This window comes from Streptomyces saintjeani (genome assembly GCF_055409605.1).
Map to the genome: position 1 here is coordinate 5,573,219 of NZ_CP189624.1, position 14,336 is coordinate 5,587,554.

Annotated in this window: 14 protein-coding genes; 13 read left to right on the forward strand and 1 reads right to left on the reverse strand. The window is 72.6% G+C overall.

What is annotated here, in order from left to right:
* Positions 1 to 62: 62 nt before the first annotated feature.
* From ACQCO7_RS25385 to ACQCO7_RS25440, 12 genes are all read left to right on the forward strand, one after another.
* Entirely contained in the window at positions 63 to 734 is a 672-nt protein-coding gene (locus ACQCO7_RS25385) for an NADH-quinone oxidoreductase subunit B (RefSeq protein WP_464077287.1), read from the forward strand.
* Positions 731 to 2,857, forward strand: coding sequence for an NADH-quinone oxidoreductase subunit C (locus ACQCO7_RS25390; protein ID WP_464073991.1), 2,127 nt, complete (start codon positions 731 to 733; stop codon positions 2,855 to 2,857). The genes ACQCO7_RS25385 and ACQCO7_RS25390 overlap by 4 nt, the downstream gene beginning before the upstream one ends.
* Positions 2,854 to 3,822: a complex I subunit 1/NuoH family protein gene (locus tag ACQCO7_RS25395; protein ID WP_010354322.1), complete on the forward strand. Its 969-nt coding sequence runs from the start codon at positions 2,854 to 2,856 to the stop codon at positions 3,820 to 3,822. Before ACQCO7_RS25390 ends, ACQCO7_RS25395 begins: the two co-directional genes overlap by 4 nt.
* Positions 3,822 to 4,400 carry a NuoI/complex I 23 kDa subunit family protein gene (locus tag ACQCO7_RS25400; RefSeq protein ID WP_464073992.1) on the forward strand — a complete coding sequence of 193 codons (579 nt, stop codon included), beginning with the start codon at positions 3,822 to 3,824 and terminating at the stop codon, positions 4,398 to 4,400. The genes ACQCO7_RS25395 and ACQCO7_RS25400 overlap by 1 nt, the downstream gene beginning before the upstream one ends.
* A complete protein-coding gene (locus ACQCO7_RS25405; protein ID WP_464073993.1) occupies positions 4,397 to 5,107 on the forward strand; it encodes an NADH-quinone oxidoreductase subunit J family protein in 711 nt (236 codons plus the stop codon). The genes ACQCO7_RS25400 and ACQCO7_RS25405 overlap by 4 nt, the downstream gene beginning before the upstream one ends.
* On the forward strand, positions 5,107 to 5,475 hold the full coding sequence (gene nuoK, locus ACQCO7_RS25410; RefSeq protein WP_050372951.1) for an NADH-quinone oxidoreductase subunit NuoK: 369 nt from the start codon (positions 5,107 to 5,109) through the stop codon (positions 5,473 to 5,475). The genes ACQCO7_RS25405 and nuoK overlap by 1 nt, the downstream gene beginning before the upstream one ends.
* Positions 5,472 to 7,439: an NADH-quinone oxidoreductase subunit 5 family protein gene (locus ACQCO7_RS25415; protein ID WP_464073994.1), complete on the forward strand. Its 1,968-nt coding sequence runs from the start codon at positions 5,472 to 5,474 to the stop codon at positions 7,437 to 7,439. The genes nuoK and ACQCO7_RS25415 overlap by 4 nt, the downstream gene beginning before the upstream one ends.
* 6 nt (positions 7,440 to 7,445) lie before the next feature.
* Positions 7,446 to 9,020, forward strand: a complete 1,575-nt coding sequence (locus ACQCO7_RS25420) for an NADH-quinone oxidoreductase subunit M (RefSeq protein WP_464073995.1) — start codon at positions 7,446 to 7,448, stop codon at positions 9,018 to 9,020.
* A complete protein-coding gene (locus ACQCO7_RS25425) occupies positions 9,017 to 10,528 on the forward strand; it encodes an NADH-quinone oxidoreductase subunit N (RefSeq protein WP_464073996.1) in 1,512 nt (503 codons plus the stop codon). The genes ACQCO7_RS25420 and ACQCO7_RS25425 overlap by 4 nt, the downstream gene beginning before the upstream one ends.
* 163 nt (positions 10,529 to 10,691) lie before the next feature.
* Entirely contained in the window at positions 10,692 to 11,555 is an 864-nt protein-coding gene (htpX, locus tag ACQCO7_RS25430) for a zinc metalloprotease HtpX (protein ID WP_010354313.1), read from the forward strand.
* The gene (locus ACQCO7_RS25435) at positions 11,552 to 11,944 is read left to right on the forward strand and encodes a YccF domain-containing protein (protein WP_050372956.1); all 393 of its coding nucleotides are present in this window, start codon (positions 11,552 to 11,554) and stop codon (positions 11,942 to 11,944) included. Before htpX ends, ACQCO7_RS25435 begins: the two co-directional genes overlap by 4 nt.
* Before the next feature lie 108 nt (positions 11,945 to 12,052).
* Positions 12,053 to 12,295 carry a hypothetical protein gene (locus ACQCO7_RS25440; protein WP_464073997.1) on the forward strand — a complete coding sequence of 81 codons (243 nt, stop codon included), beginning with the start codon at positions 12,053 to 12,055 and terminating at the stop codon, positions 12,293 to 12,295.
* Between the two features lie 4 nt (positions 12,296 to 12,299).
* On the opposite strand, the gene ACQCO7_RS25445 is transcribed toward ACQCO7_RS25440, so the two are convergent.
* The gene (locus ACQCO7_RS25445) at positions 12,300 to 13,568 is read right to left on the reverse strand and encodes an APC family permease (RefSeq protein WP_464073998.1); all 1,269 of its coding nucleotides are present in this window, start codon (positions 13,566 to 13,568) and stop codon (positions 12,300 to 12,302) included.
* A 477-nt stretch (positions 13,569 to 14,045) separates the two neighbouring features.
* Here ACQCO7_RS25445 and ACQCO7_RS25450 point away from each other — a divergent pair, with 477 nt between their 5' ends.
* Positions 14,046 to 14,312 carry a GlsB/YeaQ/YmgE family stress response membrane protein gene (locus ACQCO7_RS25450; protein ID WP_010354309.1) on the forward strand — a complete coding sequence of 89 codons (267 nt, stop codon included), beginning with the start codon at positions 14,046 to 14,048 and terminating at the stop codon, positions 14,310 to 14,312.
* The last annotated feature ends 24 nt before the right edge of the window (positions 14,313 to 14,336 follow it).

A 14,336-nucleotide genomic window follows, 5' to 3' on the forward strand; every position in this document is an offset into this window, starting at 1 on the left:
GACCGACGGGTACGGGCACAGGTACGGGTACGTGGCCGGGGTCGGCCGGAGGGACTACGGGTATGACGGTCGCCGGGAGCGGCGAGGGTGCCGGAGGTACTACGGGTACTACGGGTACGACAGGTACGACGCCGGCGGGCGAGGCCGCCGCCGTAGCCCCGTCACCCGTGTACCTCCCCGAGCCCAAACGCCTCGGCGCGCTCGCCCGGCTCGCCCCCGAGCCCATGAAGGTCGTCCTCAACTGGGGCCGCCGCTACTCCCTGTGGGTCTTCAACTTCGGCCTCGCCTGCTGCGCGATCGAGTTCATCGCCGCGTCCATGGCCCGCCACGACTTCATCCGCCTCGGCGTGATCCCGTTCGCGCCGGGACCCCGCCAGGCCGACCTGATGGTCGTCTCCGGCACGGTCACCGACAAGATGGCGCCGGCCGTGAAGCGGCTGTACGAGCAGATGCCCGAGCCGAAGTACGTCATCTCCTTCGGCGCCTGCTCCAACTGCGGCGGCCCGTACTGGGACTCGTACTCGGTGACCAAGGGCGTCGACCAGATCATCCCCGTCGACGTGTACGTCCCCGGCTGCCCGCCCCGCCCCGAGGCGCTGCTCCAGGGCATCCTCAAGCTCCAGGAGAAGATCGCCCGCGAGTCCCTGGCCGACCGCTACGGCACCCGCCCCTCCCCGGCCGCCCTCCAGAGCGACCTGCTCCCGGCCCCCGAGCCGAAGGGCACCCCGCGATGACCACCGGCTGGCTCCCGGCCCCCGTCCAGGACCTCTTCGGCCCCGACGCCGTCGCGGACGAGTCGTACGACGTCCTCACGGTCGACGTCCCCCCGGCCACCTGGCTCACCGCGCTGCGCACCGCCCGTACGACGCTGACCTGCACGTACTTCGACTGGCTCAGCGCGGTCGACGAACCCGGCACGGGCTTCCGCGTAGCCGCACACGTCGTCGCTCTCTCCCCCCTCCGCCGCCTCCTCGTGCGTACGACGGTCCCGCACACGTCCCCCGCCCTCCCCACCGCGGTCGACATCTACGCCGGCGCCGCCTGGCATGAACGCGAGACCCACGAAATGTTCGGCGTGGTCTTCACGGACCACCCCTCCCTCACGCACCTCCTCCTCCCGGACACCTTCGAAGGCCACCCCCTGCGCAAGGACTTCGTCCTGGTGGCCCGCGCCGCCAAGCCCTGGCCCGGCGCCAAGGACCCGGGCGAGTCGGACCACGCCGCCCCCAAACGCCGCCAGCCCCTCCCCCCAGGAGTCCCCGACCCCAACGAATGGGGCCCCCAGAAGGGCCGACTCCCCACCCCACCAGCCCGCCGCCCCCGCCCCACGACGGGGACCCCCACACCCGCAGGCTCCACACCCACGGCCCCCGCAACAGCAGCCCCCACACCTACGAACGCCACACCCACGGGCGCCACAACCACACCCCGCCGCACCCGCTCGGCCTCGCAGGGCTCAGCCAGCCAGACATCCCCCACCGGCGAGCCCCCAACCACCCCACCCACCCACCCGGCCCGCCGCACCCGCTCGGCATCACAGGGCTCAGCCAGCCAAACGGCCCCCGCCGAACCCCCCACCCCGGAAGCCACAACATCTCCGGGTGCCCGCCGTACCCGTTCGGCCTCCGAGGGTTCCGTGAGTCAAGCGGGCCCGGCCGGAAGCTCCGCCTCGGAGAGCGCAACGCCTTCGGGTGCCCGCCGCACCCGCTCGGCCTCCGAGGGTTCCGCGAGCCAAACAGCCACCACCGGCACTCCGCCCCCGGAGACGACCACCCCCGACGGCCGCCCGGCCCGCCGCACCCGCTCGGCGTCGCAGGGCTCGGCCAGCCAGTCGCTGGGTACGGCCGGAGTTTCGGAAACCGACAGCGGTACGACGGCCCCCACAGCGGACGCCCCGACCCCAGCCGCTCCTGACACGACACCCGGTACGCCCCCGGCAACCACCACCCCCGGCCAGACGCCCGCCCGCCGCAGCCGCTCGGCCGCTCAGGGCTCGGCCAGCCAGCGAACCGACGGCCAAACGGCCCCCGGCGACGAAGCCGCCCCGGCGGAACCGACCCCCGCACCCCAGGGGACCCGGACACCACCTCACCAGACCCCGCCCGCCCCCCACCGTTCCCGAACCGCGAACGAAGGCTCGGCCTCTCAACGGCCGCAGCCCTCAGCGGAACCGGAACCTGCGGGCGGCCCCCTGCCGGAACCGGCGTCGACCGACGAACCTCTGTCGGAGCCGGTGCCGGAAGGTGAACATCCGGCGGAGCTGGCGTCTGTGGGCGAGCCCTTGCCGGAGCTGGCGTCGGAAGGTGAACGCCCGGCGGAACCCGCGTCAGCGGGCGAGCCTCCAGCGGAACCGGCGTCTGCGGGCGAGCCCTTGCCGGAGCCGGTGTCGGAAGGCGAACGTCCGATGGAACCCGCGTCAGCGGGCGAGCCCCAAACAGACCCGTCCCCGACGGACGAGCCCCCAACACCCCCGCCCCCACCCCCCGGCCCCCGCCGCAACCGCAGCGCCTCCCAAGGCTCCGCCAGCCAGCGCACCCAGCCCCAGCCCCCGCGCCGCACCACCCCCCGCAGTGCCGACGCCCCCTGGCACCACGCCCGCCCGGCCTTCGACGACTCACCCCCCGGCGAACCGGCCCCCAACACCCGGGCCCCGGAGCCCATCCCCGAAGCCGAGCGACCGGGCACCCCCGGCACCCCAGCCCCAGGTCCGACCCCCGCAGCTGAACAACCCAGCACCCCGACTCCGGAGCCCACCCCCGAAGCCGGACGACCGGAAACCCCCGGCACCACCCCGAAACCCCCGGCACCCGAACCCCCCGCCGAAGACGACGACACCCCCTCAGGAGGCCCGCAGTGAACGACGCGCTCGACGTCACCCTGCGCCTGCTGATCGTCTTCGTCGTCTTCCTCACCTTCCCTCTCCTCGTAGGCCAGACGGAACACAAGGTCATGGCCCACATGCAGGGCCGCCTCGGCCCCATGTACGCGGGCGGCTTCCACGGCTGGGCCCAACTCGTCGCCGACGGAGTCAAGTTCGCGCAGAAGGAGGACATCGTCCCGGCGGGCGCGGACCGCCGCGTCTTCCAGCTCGCCCCGGCCGTGGCCCTGCTGCCGTACCTCCTCGTCCTGCTCGCGATCCCGATCGGCCCCGGCGAGGGCGCGGTCGGCCAGGTCCTGGACGCCGGGATCTTCTTCGTCCTGGCCGTGATGGGCGTCGGCGTCCTCGGCTCCCTCATGGCCGGCTGGGCCAGCGCCAACAAGTTCTCCCTCCTCGGCGGCCTGCGCACCGCCGCCCAGCTCCTCGCCTACGAACTCCCCATGCTCCTCACCGCAGCCTCCGTCGCGATGGCGGCCGGCACGGTCTCCCTGCCCGGCATCCTCGACGCCTTCGAGTGGTGGTGGCTGCCCTGGCAACTCGTCGGCGCGATCGTCTTCTTCATCGCCGGCCTCGCCGAACTCCAGCGCCCGCCCTTCGACATGCCCGTCGCCGACTCGGAGATCATCTTCGGCGCCTACACCGAGTACACCGGCCTGCGCTTCGCCCTCTTCCTGCTCGCCGAGTACGCCGGCATCGTCGTCCTGTGCGGCCTCACCACCGTCCTCTTCCTGGGCGGCTGGCACGGCCCCTGGGGCGCCGACGGCCTCGGCTGGGTGTGGACCCTCCTGAAAACCGCCCTCCTCGCCTTCGTCGTGATCTGGCTCCGTGTCACCTATCCCCGCCTGCGCGAGGACCAGCTCCAGAAGCTCTCCTGGACGCTCCTCGTCCCCCTCTCCCTCGCCCAGATCGCCGTCACCGGCGTCGTCAAGGTGGTGATCTCCTAGTGCCTCCGATCCCCGGCTCCGGCCTGGCCAAGGGTCTGGCCGTCACCCTCCGCACGATGACCCTCCGGTCCGTCACCGAGCAGTACCCCGACGTCCAGCCCGACCTCCCGCCCCGCACCCGCGGCGTCATCGGCCTGTTCGAGGAGAACTGCACGGTCTGCATGCTCTGCGCCCGCGAGTGCCCCGACTGGTGCATCTACATCGACTCTCACAAGGAGACGATCCCCGCCGCTGCGCCCGGTGGCCGCGAGCGCAGCCGCAACGTCCTCGACCGTTTCGCCATCGACTTCTCCCTCTGCATGTACTGCGGTATCTGTATCGAGGTCTGCCCCTTCGACGCCCTCTTCTGGTCCCCCGAGTTCGAGTACGCCGAGACCGACATCCGCGACCTCACCCACGAGCGGGACAAGCTCCGCGAGTGGATGTGGACGGTCCCGCCCCCACCCCCGCTGGACCCCGGGGCGGAGGAACCGAAGGAACTGTCAGCGGCCCGCAAGACGGCGGAGAAACTGACCGCCTCCCAACAGCCCACGCCCACCGGCCCCGCCCCCACCGACCCCCCGGGAGGCCGGCGGTGACTCTCGCCCAAGCGCCGCACGGCTTTCTCTCGCCGACCGGTGTCGAGGTCGCGTTCCTGCTGGTCGGCCTGCTGACCCTCGGCGCCGCCCTGGTGACCGTGACCACCAGACAGCTGGTGCACGCGGCTCTCTGGCTGGTCGTGGCCCTCGGAGGACTCGCCGTCGAATACCTGCTGCTGACGGCGGAGTTCATCGCCTGGGTGCAGGTCCTCATCTATGTCGGTTCCGTGGTCGTCCTCCTTCTCTTCGGTCTGATGCTCACCCGCGCCCCCATCGGCCGCTCCCCGGACGCCGATTCCGGGAACCGGTGGCCCGCCCTCGCGGTCGCGGCCGTCGCCGCCATCGCCCTGGTCTGGGTGGTCGCCGACGCCTTCCGCACCACCTGGATCGACCTCGACGGCCCGGCCGCCGGCTCCACGAAGGTCACCGGCGAGAGCCTCTTCCAGCACTGGGTCCTGCCCTTCGAGGCCCTCTCCGTCCTCCTCCTCGCGGCACTGGTCGGCGCGATCGTCCTGTCCCGCAAAGCGAAAGCGGATACGAGCTCTCCCCCCGAGAACGCCCGGCCGATCACGCAGAGTTCCCGCTCGGTCACAGATTCCGAAAAAACTTCGCGGCCCCCGAAATCCCCGGCCGGAACGACCACCGCCGGCACCCCCTCTCCTCCCACCGACCCCAACCCCCCGACCGAGCAGGAAGGCGCCCGCTGATGCACCTCGCCTACCCCGCCGTCCTCTCGGCCCTCCTCTTCTGCACCGGCCTCTACGGAGTCCTGGCCCGCCGCAACGCGATCCTGGTCCTGATGTCGGTCGAGCTGATGCTCAACGCGGTCAACCTCAACCTCGTCGCGTTCGACGTCTGGCTCAGCAAGACTGCCGAGGACACCCTCCACTCCGGCCAGGCCCTCACCCTGTTCACCATCGCGATCGCCGCGGCGGAGATCGGCATCGGCCTCGCGATCGTCCTCGCCGTGTACCGCAACCGAGGCACCTCGGACATCGACAGACTCCGCGACACGGCGGAGACCCCGGAGAACGCCACGCACCCGAGGGACGAGAAGGCCGAGGCCGCCGCGTGACCACGACCACCCTCGCAGCCCTCGTCCCTCTCCTGCCGTTCCTCGGCGCGCTCGCCGGCCTCCTCCTGGGCCGCACGGCCCCCGGCTACGTCCGCCCCCTGGCCGTCCTGCCCCCGCTCGCCGCCCTCGCGCTGGCCGCCCTGGTCGCCGTACGCCAGGGAGGCGACGCCGCCGTCGACGCGGCGACGGAACTCACCCCCACCGGCTCCATCCCCGTCGAACTCGCCCTGCACATCGACGGCTTCGCGGCCCTCGTCGCCGTCCTGGTCGCCCTCGTCGCGACCTGCGTACAGATCTACTCGACCGGCTACCTCCGCGACGACCCCCGCTACCCCTCGTACGCGGCCCTCGTCTCCCTGTTCACCGCCGCGATGCTCCTGGTCGTCTACTCGGGCGACCTGATCGTGCTGCTCGTCGGCTGGGAGGTCATGGGCATCTGCTCGTACTTCCTGGTCGGCCACTACTGGGAGACCCCCGAGGCGCGCGCCGCGTCGATCAAGGCGTTCCTGGTCACGAAGCTCGGCGACGTCCCGTTCCTCATCGGCCTGTTCGCGCTGGCCACGGACGCCGGGTCGTTCCGGATCACGACGATCCTCGACACCACCCTGCACGGCGGCCTGGACCACCCGACCCTGATCGCCCTGCTGCTCCTCGCGGGCGTGGCCGGCAAGTCGGCGCAGTTCCCGCTGCACACCTGGCTCCCGGACGCGATGGCGGGCCCCACGCCCGTCTCCGCGCTGATCCACGCCGCGACGATGGTCGCCGCCGGCGTCTACTTCGTCGCCCGCCTGCTGCCGGTCTTCGAGGCATCGCACGCCGCCATGGGAGTCCTCGCGGTGATGGCCGCCGTGACGATGCTCGGCTCCGGACTCGCCGCGCTCGCGCAGGACGACATCAAGCGCGTCCTCGCCTATTCGACGATCGGCCAGCTCGGCTACATGACCGGCGCCCTCGCCGTCGGCGACCGCGGCGCCGCCGTCTTCCACCTCCTGTCACACGGCGCCTTCAAGGCGCTCCTGTTCCTCGCGGCCGGCGCGGTCATCCACGCGGCCGGTACGAACTCCCTGGCCGCCCTGTCCCGTACGAGCGGCCTGCGCGCCCGCGTGCCGGACGCGTACTGGACGATGACCGTGGCGCTCCTCGCGCTCGCCGCGATTCCGCCGTTCAGCGGCTTCTTCTCCAAGGAGTCCGTCCTCGGCGCCGCCGAACACGTCGTCACCGGCCACACCGAGCACGCCCCCGCCGCCGCGGGCTGGACCGTCATCGTCGCCGCCCTGCTCACCGCCCTCCTGACCGCCGCCTACGCGGCCCGCCTGTGGCTGCTGGCCTTCCACGGCCGGGGCCCCGAAGCCCCCGACCACGGCCGCCGGCCCCTCTCCATGACCGTCGTCCTCTGGGTCCTGGCCCTCCCCTCCCTGGCCTTCGGCGGCCTCGCCTACGCCACGCTCCCCGACTGGTTCGACGGCACCTCCCTCGCCCCGACCCTCACCACCTCCGTCCTCGGCACGGGCTTCGCCCTGGTAGGCGCCCTGATCACGTACGGCGCCTGGCGCCACCTGACGGCCACCGCCGCCCACCCGGACGGCGACGCGGCCACCGTCGAGGCCGAGGCCATCGCGAGCCACGCGCCCGCGTACGGGAGCGTCGCCGCCGCCCAGGACCCCGCCGACCCCGGACGCCTGCTGCTCGGCCCCCTGCACCGCCACGCGGCCACCGGCTTCCACCTGGACGCCGTGTACGGCGCTCTGTTCGTCCGCCCGGTCCAGTCCGCCGCGCGCCTGGTCCGCTTCCTCGACCGCGAGGTCGTCGACGCCTACGTCAACGGCGCCGCCTCCCTGCCCCGCTGGCTCGGCACCGCCGTACGGCGGGCCCAGACCGGCAACGTCCAGACCTACGTGAGCGCCCTGCTCGCCGGCACCGTCGTCCTCGCGGTGACCGTCCTTCTCGTCGCCTCGGGAGGGTGAGCGGCCGTGATCGGTATCAACGAGTCCGTGATGCAGTTCCTTCTGGCGTTCACCGTCGTCGGCCCGCTCCTCGGCGCCGTCGCCGCCCTCCTGCCCGCCCCGCCGGGGCTGAAGGGGAAATCGCCGGACCAGGCGGTGCTGCGCCACGGTGTGACCGTGACCGGCGCCGTCCTCGCCGCGGCGATCGCCCTCGCGCTGGGCTTCGACCACGACCACCCCTCGAAGATGCAGGCCGGCACCGACATCAGCTGGATCCCCGCACTCGACGTACGCATCCACCTCGGCATCGACGGCATCTCCCTCCCGCTGCTGGTCCTGACCGCGCTGCTGACCTTCCTGTGCGCGCTGTACTCCTACTTCAAGCCGCCCGCGGGCCCGTCCCCGAAGGCGTTCGTCGCCCTGCTGCTCCTCCTGGAGGGCGGCACCCTCGCCACCTTCGCCGTCCTCGACCTCCTCCTGTTCTTCCTCGCCTTCGAGACCGTCCTCATCCCGATGTACTTCCTCATCGCCCGCTGGGGCGGCGAGGACCGGACCCGCGCGGCCTGGAAATTCATCCTCTACACGCTGCTCGGCTCCGTCGTCATGCTCCTCGGCCTGCTTCTCATCGGCGTCGAAGCGGGCACATTCGACATGGTCGCACTCGCCACTGACAACGGCCGCTCCCTGACCACATCCGTGCAGGTCACCGCCGCTTTGGCGATCGGTCTCGGGCTCGCCGTGAAGACCCCGATGTGGCCCCTGCACAGCTGGCTACCCGACGCCCACACCGCCGCCCCGACCACCGGCTCGGTCCTCCTCGCCGGCGTCCTGCTCAAGATGGGCACCTACGGGTTCGTCCGCATCCTCCTGCCCATCGCCCCGGACGGCCTGCGCACCTTCGCGCCCTACCTCGCCGCCTTCGCCGTCGTCGGGATCGTCTACGGCTCCCTGGCCTGCCTCGCCCTGGTCAGGCCCGGCGCGAACGGCGACCTCAAACGCCTCATCGCCTACTCCTCCGTCGGCCACATGGGCTTCGTCCTGCTGGGCATCGCGTCCATGACACCGACCGGCGTGAACGGCGCCCTGTTCGCGAACATCGCCCACGGCCTCATCACCGGCCTGCTGTTCTTCCTCGTCGGCGCCCTCAAGGACCGCACCGGCAGCACCGACCTCGACACCCTCGCCCGGCAGACCGGAGCGGCCCTGTACGGCCGCGCGCCGCGCCTGGGCGGGCTCCTCGCGTTCGCCGCCGTCGCCTCCCTCGGACTGCCCGGACTCGCCGGGTTCTGGGGCGAGATGCTGGCCCTGTTCGGCGCCTTCGACCCCGCGAGCGACCTCAGCCGCCCGGCCTTCCTGACGTTCACCGCGATCGCCGCCTCCGGCACCCTCCTGACGGCCGCCTACCTCCTGCTCGTCGTCCGGCGCGTGTGCATGGGCGCCGTCCCGCAGGACGCCCCGCACCTCGCGGACGTACGCGCGTACGAGTTCGCGGCCTGGACCCCGCTCGTCGTCCTCACCGTCGTCGGCGGCCTGTGGCCCAAGACCCTCCTCGGGCTCACCGACCCGGCCGTGCAGCAGCTCCTCGCAGGAGGCCCCCGATGAGCGCCCTCGCGCAGTCCGTCGTCCAGTCGGTCGACTGGACGACGATCGCCCCGCCGACCGTCACGGCCGTCGTCGGCCTCGCCGTCCTGGTCGCCGACCTGTTCCTCCCGGACGCGAAGAAGCACCTCCTGGGCTGGTTCTCCGTCGCCGGACTCGCTGCCGCCACGGCCCTCCTGCTGCCCCTCCTGGACGGCGACCGCGCCACCTTCTGCGCGGCCGGCGACCCGCGCGCGTGCAGCTACACGGCGGACCGCTTCACCCTCGTCGTCCAGTTCCTGGTGCTCGGCGGCGCCCTCCTGACCGCCCTCCTGTCCGTCACCGCCCTCAAGGACGAGCGCAAGACGCTGCCCGCGGGGGAGTACTGGTTCCTGCTGCTGTCCTCCGCCGCAGGCGCCGCCCTGCTGCCCGCCTCCCGCGACCTCGCCACCCTGATCGTCGCCCTGGAGGTCGCCTCCCTGCCCGCCTTCGCACTGGTCGGCATCCGCCACGGCGACAAGCGCTCCTCCGAAGCGGCCCTGAAGTTCTTCCTGTCGTCCGTCACGGCCACCGCCGTCAGCCTCCTGGGCATCAGCTTCGTGTACGCCACGACAGGCACCCTCTACCTCACCCAGGTGGCCGAACGCGTCCAGGACATCGACGGCCAGTTCCACACCCTCGCCCGGACGGGCGTCGTCCTCACCCTCGTCGGCTTCGCCTTCAAGACGGCCGCCGTCCCGTTCCACTTCTGGGTCCCCGACACGTACGCGGGCGCGCCCCTGCCGATCGCCGCCTATCTGTCGGTCGTCGGCAAGGCTGTCGGCCTCTCCGGCCTGATCCTCGTCACCGTGGTCGCCCTCCCCTCGTACGGCGACGTCTGGGGCCCCGCCCTCGCGGGGCTCGCCGCGCTCACCATGACCGTCGGCAACGCCGCCGCCCTGCGCCAGCACGCCACGCGCGCGTACAGCGCGGTACGCCTCCTCGCCTGGTCCTCCGTGGGCCAGGCCGGCTACCTCCTCGTACCGATCGCCTCGGCCGCCTACACGGACGACGCCGCCCGCGCCGTGGGCTCCACCCTCGCGTACGCCCTCATGTACGCCGCCGTGAACCTCGGCGCGTTCACCGTGGCCGCCCTGGTGGCCCGTCAGAGCCCCGCCAACCGCCTCTCGGACTACCGGGGCCTGTACGCCCGCAGCCCGCTCTCCGCGCTCCTGCTGGCCTTCTTCCTGCTCTGCCTCGCCGGCCTGCCGCCCGGCGTCATCGGCCTCTTCGCGAAGGTCACCGTCTTCTCGGCCGCCGTCGACGCGGGCCTCGGCTGGCTCGCCGTCGTCATGGCCGTCAACGTCGTGATCGCCCTCTTCTACTACCTCCGCTGGACGGCCCTGCTGTTCGCCGCACCCGAGGGAGAGCCGGTACGGCACCGCGTCCCGGCCCCGCTGACGGCCGCGCTCACCCTCACGGCCACCGCCGGCGTCGTCCTGTCCGGGGCGCCCCAGCTGGTCCTGCGGTTCGCCGACACCACCCTGTTCTGAGGCATCACCCGGACGGCCGAACCCTCGCGCCCGCGTGCGCGAGGGAACTCGTGGCGCTCGCCTGGCGTTGACACGGACAGGAGGGTCCACTGGACGTGACGCCAGAAGGACCGCAGATCAGCGAGCAAAGGGTTCCCCTGCCGCACGACCTGGAGGGAGTACCGTGCACCGCCGGCACAACGGGCTCAGGACCGCAGTACTCCTCGGGGGGCTGTCCGCACTCATCGTCGTCATCGGCGGTTTCTTCGGCCGGACCGGGCTGATCATCGCTGTCCTGATCGCCCTCGGCACCAACGCGTACGCGTACTGGAACAGCGACAAGCTGGCTCTACGCGCGATGCGCGCGCGCCCGGTGAGCGAGTTCGAGGCCCCCGCCCTGTACCGGATGGTCCGCGAACTCTCCACGCAGGCGCGCCAGCCGATGCCCCGCCTGTACATCTCGCCGACCGAGGCGCCCAACGCCTTCGCGACCGGCCGCAACCCGCGCAACGCGGCCGTGTGCTGCACGGACGGCATCATGCGCCTCCTCGACGAACGCGAGCTGCGCGGCGTCATCGGGCACGAGCTGAGCCACGTCTACAACCGCGACATCCTCATCTCCTCGGTCGCCGGGGCGCTCGCCTCGGTGATCGTCTTCCTGGCGAACTTCGCCTGGCTGATCCCCATCGGCCGCTCCGATGACGACGACGGCCCCGGCATCATCGGCGTGCTCCTGCTGTCGCTCCTCGGACCCCTCGCCGCCAGCCTCATCCAGCTCGCCATCAGCCGCTCCCGCGAGTACGAGGCCGACGCCTCCGGGGCGCAGCTCACCGGCGATCCGCTCGCCCTCGCGAGCGCGCTGCGCAAGCTCGAACTCGGCACCCAGCAGCTTCCGCTGCCGCCCGAGCCCCGGATCGAGACCGCGAGCCACATGATGATCGCGAACCCCTTCCGTCCGGGGCAGGGATTCTCCAAGATGTTCTCGACGCACCCACCTATGGCGGAGCGGATCGCCCGCCTGGAGAAGATGGCAGGTCGCCAGTCGTGAAGACCATCCTCAACGTCATCTGGCTCGTCCTGAGCGGATTCTGGCTCTTCCTCGCCTACCTCGGCGCGGGCCTCCTCCTGTGCATCACGATCATCGGCATCCCCTTCGGGATCGCCGCCTTCCGCATCGGCGTCTACGCCCTGTGGCCCTTCGGCCGCACCACCGTCGAACGCCGCGACGCGGGCGCGCCGTCCTGCGTCGGCAACGTCCTGTGGCTCGTCCTGGCCGGCTGGTGGCTGGCCCTCGGCCACATCGTCACCGGCCTCCTCCTGTGCGTCACGATCATCGGCATCCCGTTCGGCATCGCCAACTTCAAGCTCATCCCCGTCTCCCTCATGCCCCTGGGCCGCGAGATCGTCCCGACGGACGAACCGTTCGGCGCCCGCTGAACTCTGCCGGGGAGGGGGACAGCCACTTCGGGGTGAGCGAGTTGTCCACAGGCCCGGGGTTGTCCACAGGCCAGGGCGATTGTCAGTGGCGGCGTGCACGATGAATCCATGACCGAGCACGAGCAGTCGCTGACCCGGGTGCTGAGGAAGGCCCGCACCACCCGGCCCCAGGGCCGGAGTTCACTCCCCGCCGCCGTGGACGCCGAGGGAGCCTGGTACCTGGACCCGCCGAGCCTCGCGCAGTGGCTGGAGGACCAGGTGGAGGAGAAGGGCTGGTACGGGGAACCGGACGACGACGTCGAGACGGCCCCGTGGGCGGAGTTCCGGATACGTACGGGGGCGGCCCGCTGAGAGCTCACCCCCTCCCCGGCACCCACCCCCGCCGCACCCCGTACACCACCGCACCCAGCACCAGCACCCCCGCTCCGGACACCACCGACACCCAAGGAAGGGAGAACGCCAGCAGCAGACACCCCGCGAGACCGACCACCGGCACCAGGCGCGCGAGCGGTGCCGGAGACAGGGTCCACGCCGAGGCGTTGGCCACCGCGTAGTAGAGGAGGACACCGAAGGAGGAGAAACCGATCGCGCCGCGGACGTCGAGGGTGGCGGCCAGGACGGCGACGACCGCGCCGACGGCGAGTTCGGCACGGTGGGGGACCTGGAAGCGGGGGTGGACGGCGGACAGGGCCCCGGGGAGATGCCGGTCACGGGCCATCGCGAGGGTCGTCCGGGAGACCCCCAGGATCAGGGCGAGCAGCGATCCCAGTGCGGCGACGGCCGCACCGGCCCGCACCACGGGGACCAGCCCGGGCACGCCCGCCGCACGCACCGCGTCCACCAGCGGAGCACCCGCCCCGCCCAGCCCGTCGACACCGAGCACCGAAAGGACGGCGACCGCCACACACCCGTACACCACCAGCGTGACGCCCAGGGCGAGCGGGATCGCCCGGGGGATCGTGCGCGACGGATCCCGCACCTCCTCGCCCAGGGTCGCGATCCGCGCGTACCCCGCGAAGGCGAAGAACAGCAGCCCGGCGGCCTGGAGCAGCCCGCCCGCCCCACCGGAGAACCCGATGTCCGCCGGCCCGGCGCCGGACCTCCCGGCCCTCTCCGCCCCCAGGCACACGGCCACGACAGCCACCAGGACCGCCAGCACCACGGCCACGACCGCCCGTGTCACCCACGCCGACTTCTGGACGCCGCCGTAGTTCACCGCCGTCAGCACCAGGACCGACCCGACCGCCACCGCGTGCGCGTGGGCCGGCCAGACGTACAGCCCCACGGTCAGCGCCATCGCCGCGCACGACGCCGTCGTCCCGACGACGAAGGCCCACCCGGCGAGGTACCCCCAGAACGCGCCGAGGCGCTCCCGGCCGTAGACGTACGTACCGCCCGAGGCCGGATAGCGGGCGGCCAGCCGGGCGGAGGCGGTCGCGTTGCAGTAGGCGATCACGGCGGCGAGCGCGAGGGCGGGCAGCAGACCGGTACCGGCGGCCCGCGCGGCGGGCCCCAGGGCGACGAACACCCCCGCCCCGATCATCGCCCCGAGCCCGATCACGACGGCGTCCCCGAGCCCCAGGGTGCGGCGCAGTCCGGCGGGGGAACCGGAGGGGACGGTCATGGGTGGCGCCTTCCGGAGAGGGGGTGCCTCGGGGTGACGAGGGCCGAGGGGCGAGGCAGCGGGCGGGAGGCGGACGGGGGCGACGCTTTCCGAGCGGGACCGAGGAGGGCTGCGCCTCGGCCGGACGCGGTGAGGCCGGGTTCCCGCACACGGGCCGAGCCGCGAGGCGCCGGACGCCGAGGCGCCGGGGTGCGACGGGCCGCGCCTCGGCAGACCGGCCCGCCGTCGGCCGGGGGCCTCGCGCCGGGGCGGCGGTGAGGGGCCGGGCGGACCGGCGCGTGTGTCATGGGCGGCACCCTAATGACCGGGGGAACCGGCGCGTACCGGCACGACGTCGTCCACACCAACACAGAACGAACGCACGTGCGGCGGCGGGTGCGGGACACGTGGACGTCGCCGGCCGCTCGACCCGCCACTTTCACCGGACCCACACGGCAGGAACAGCGGACGCACAGCGCGGAAGGGCAGGTTCGGGGCATGGGCATCGTCAGTTGGATCATCCTGGGACTGTTGGCCGGAGTCGTCGCCAAGGTCCTGCTGCCGGGCCGCGACCCGGGCGGCCTCATCGGCACGACCCTCATCGGCGTCGCGGGCGCGTTCGTCGGCGGCTGGATCTCGGCGCGCTGGCTGGACCACCCGGTGACGAAGGACTTCTACGACGGCGCGACCTGGGCGGCGGCGATCGGCGGCTCGCTGGTGCTGCTGATCGTCTACCGGCTCCTGTTCGGCAACTCGCGGGACTGAGCCACGCGCAACCGGAACCCGGAC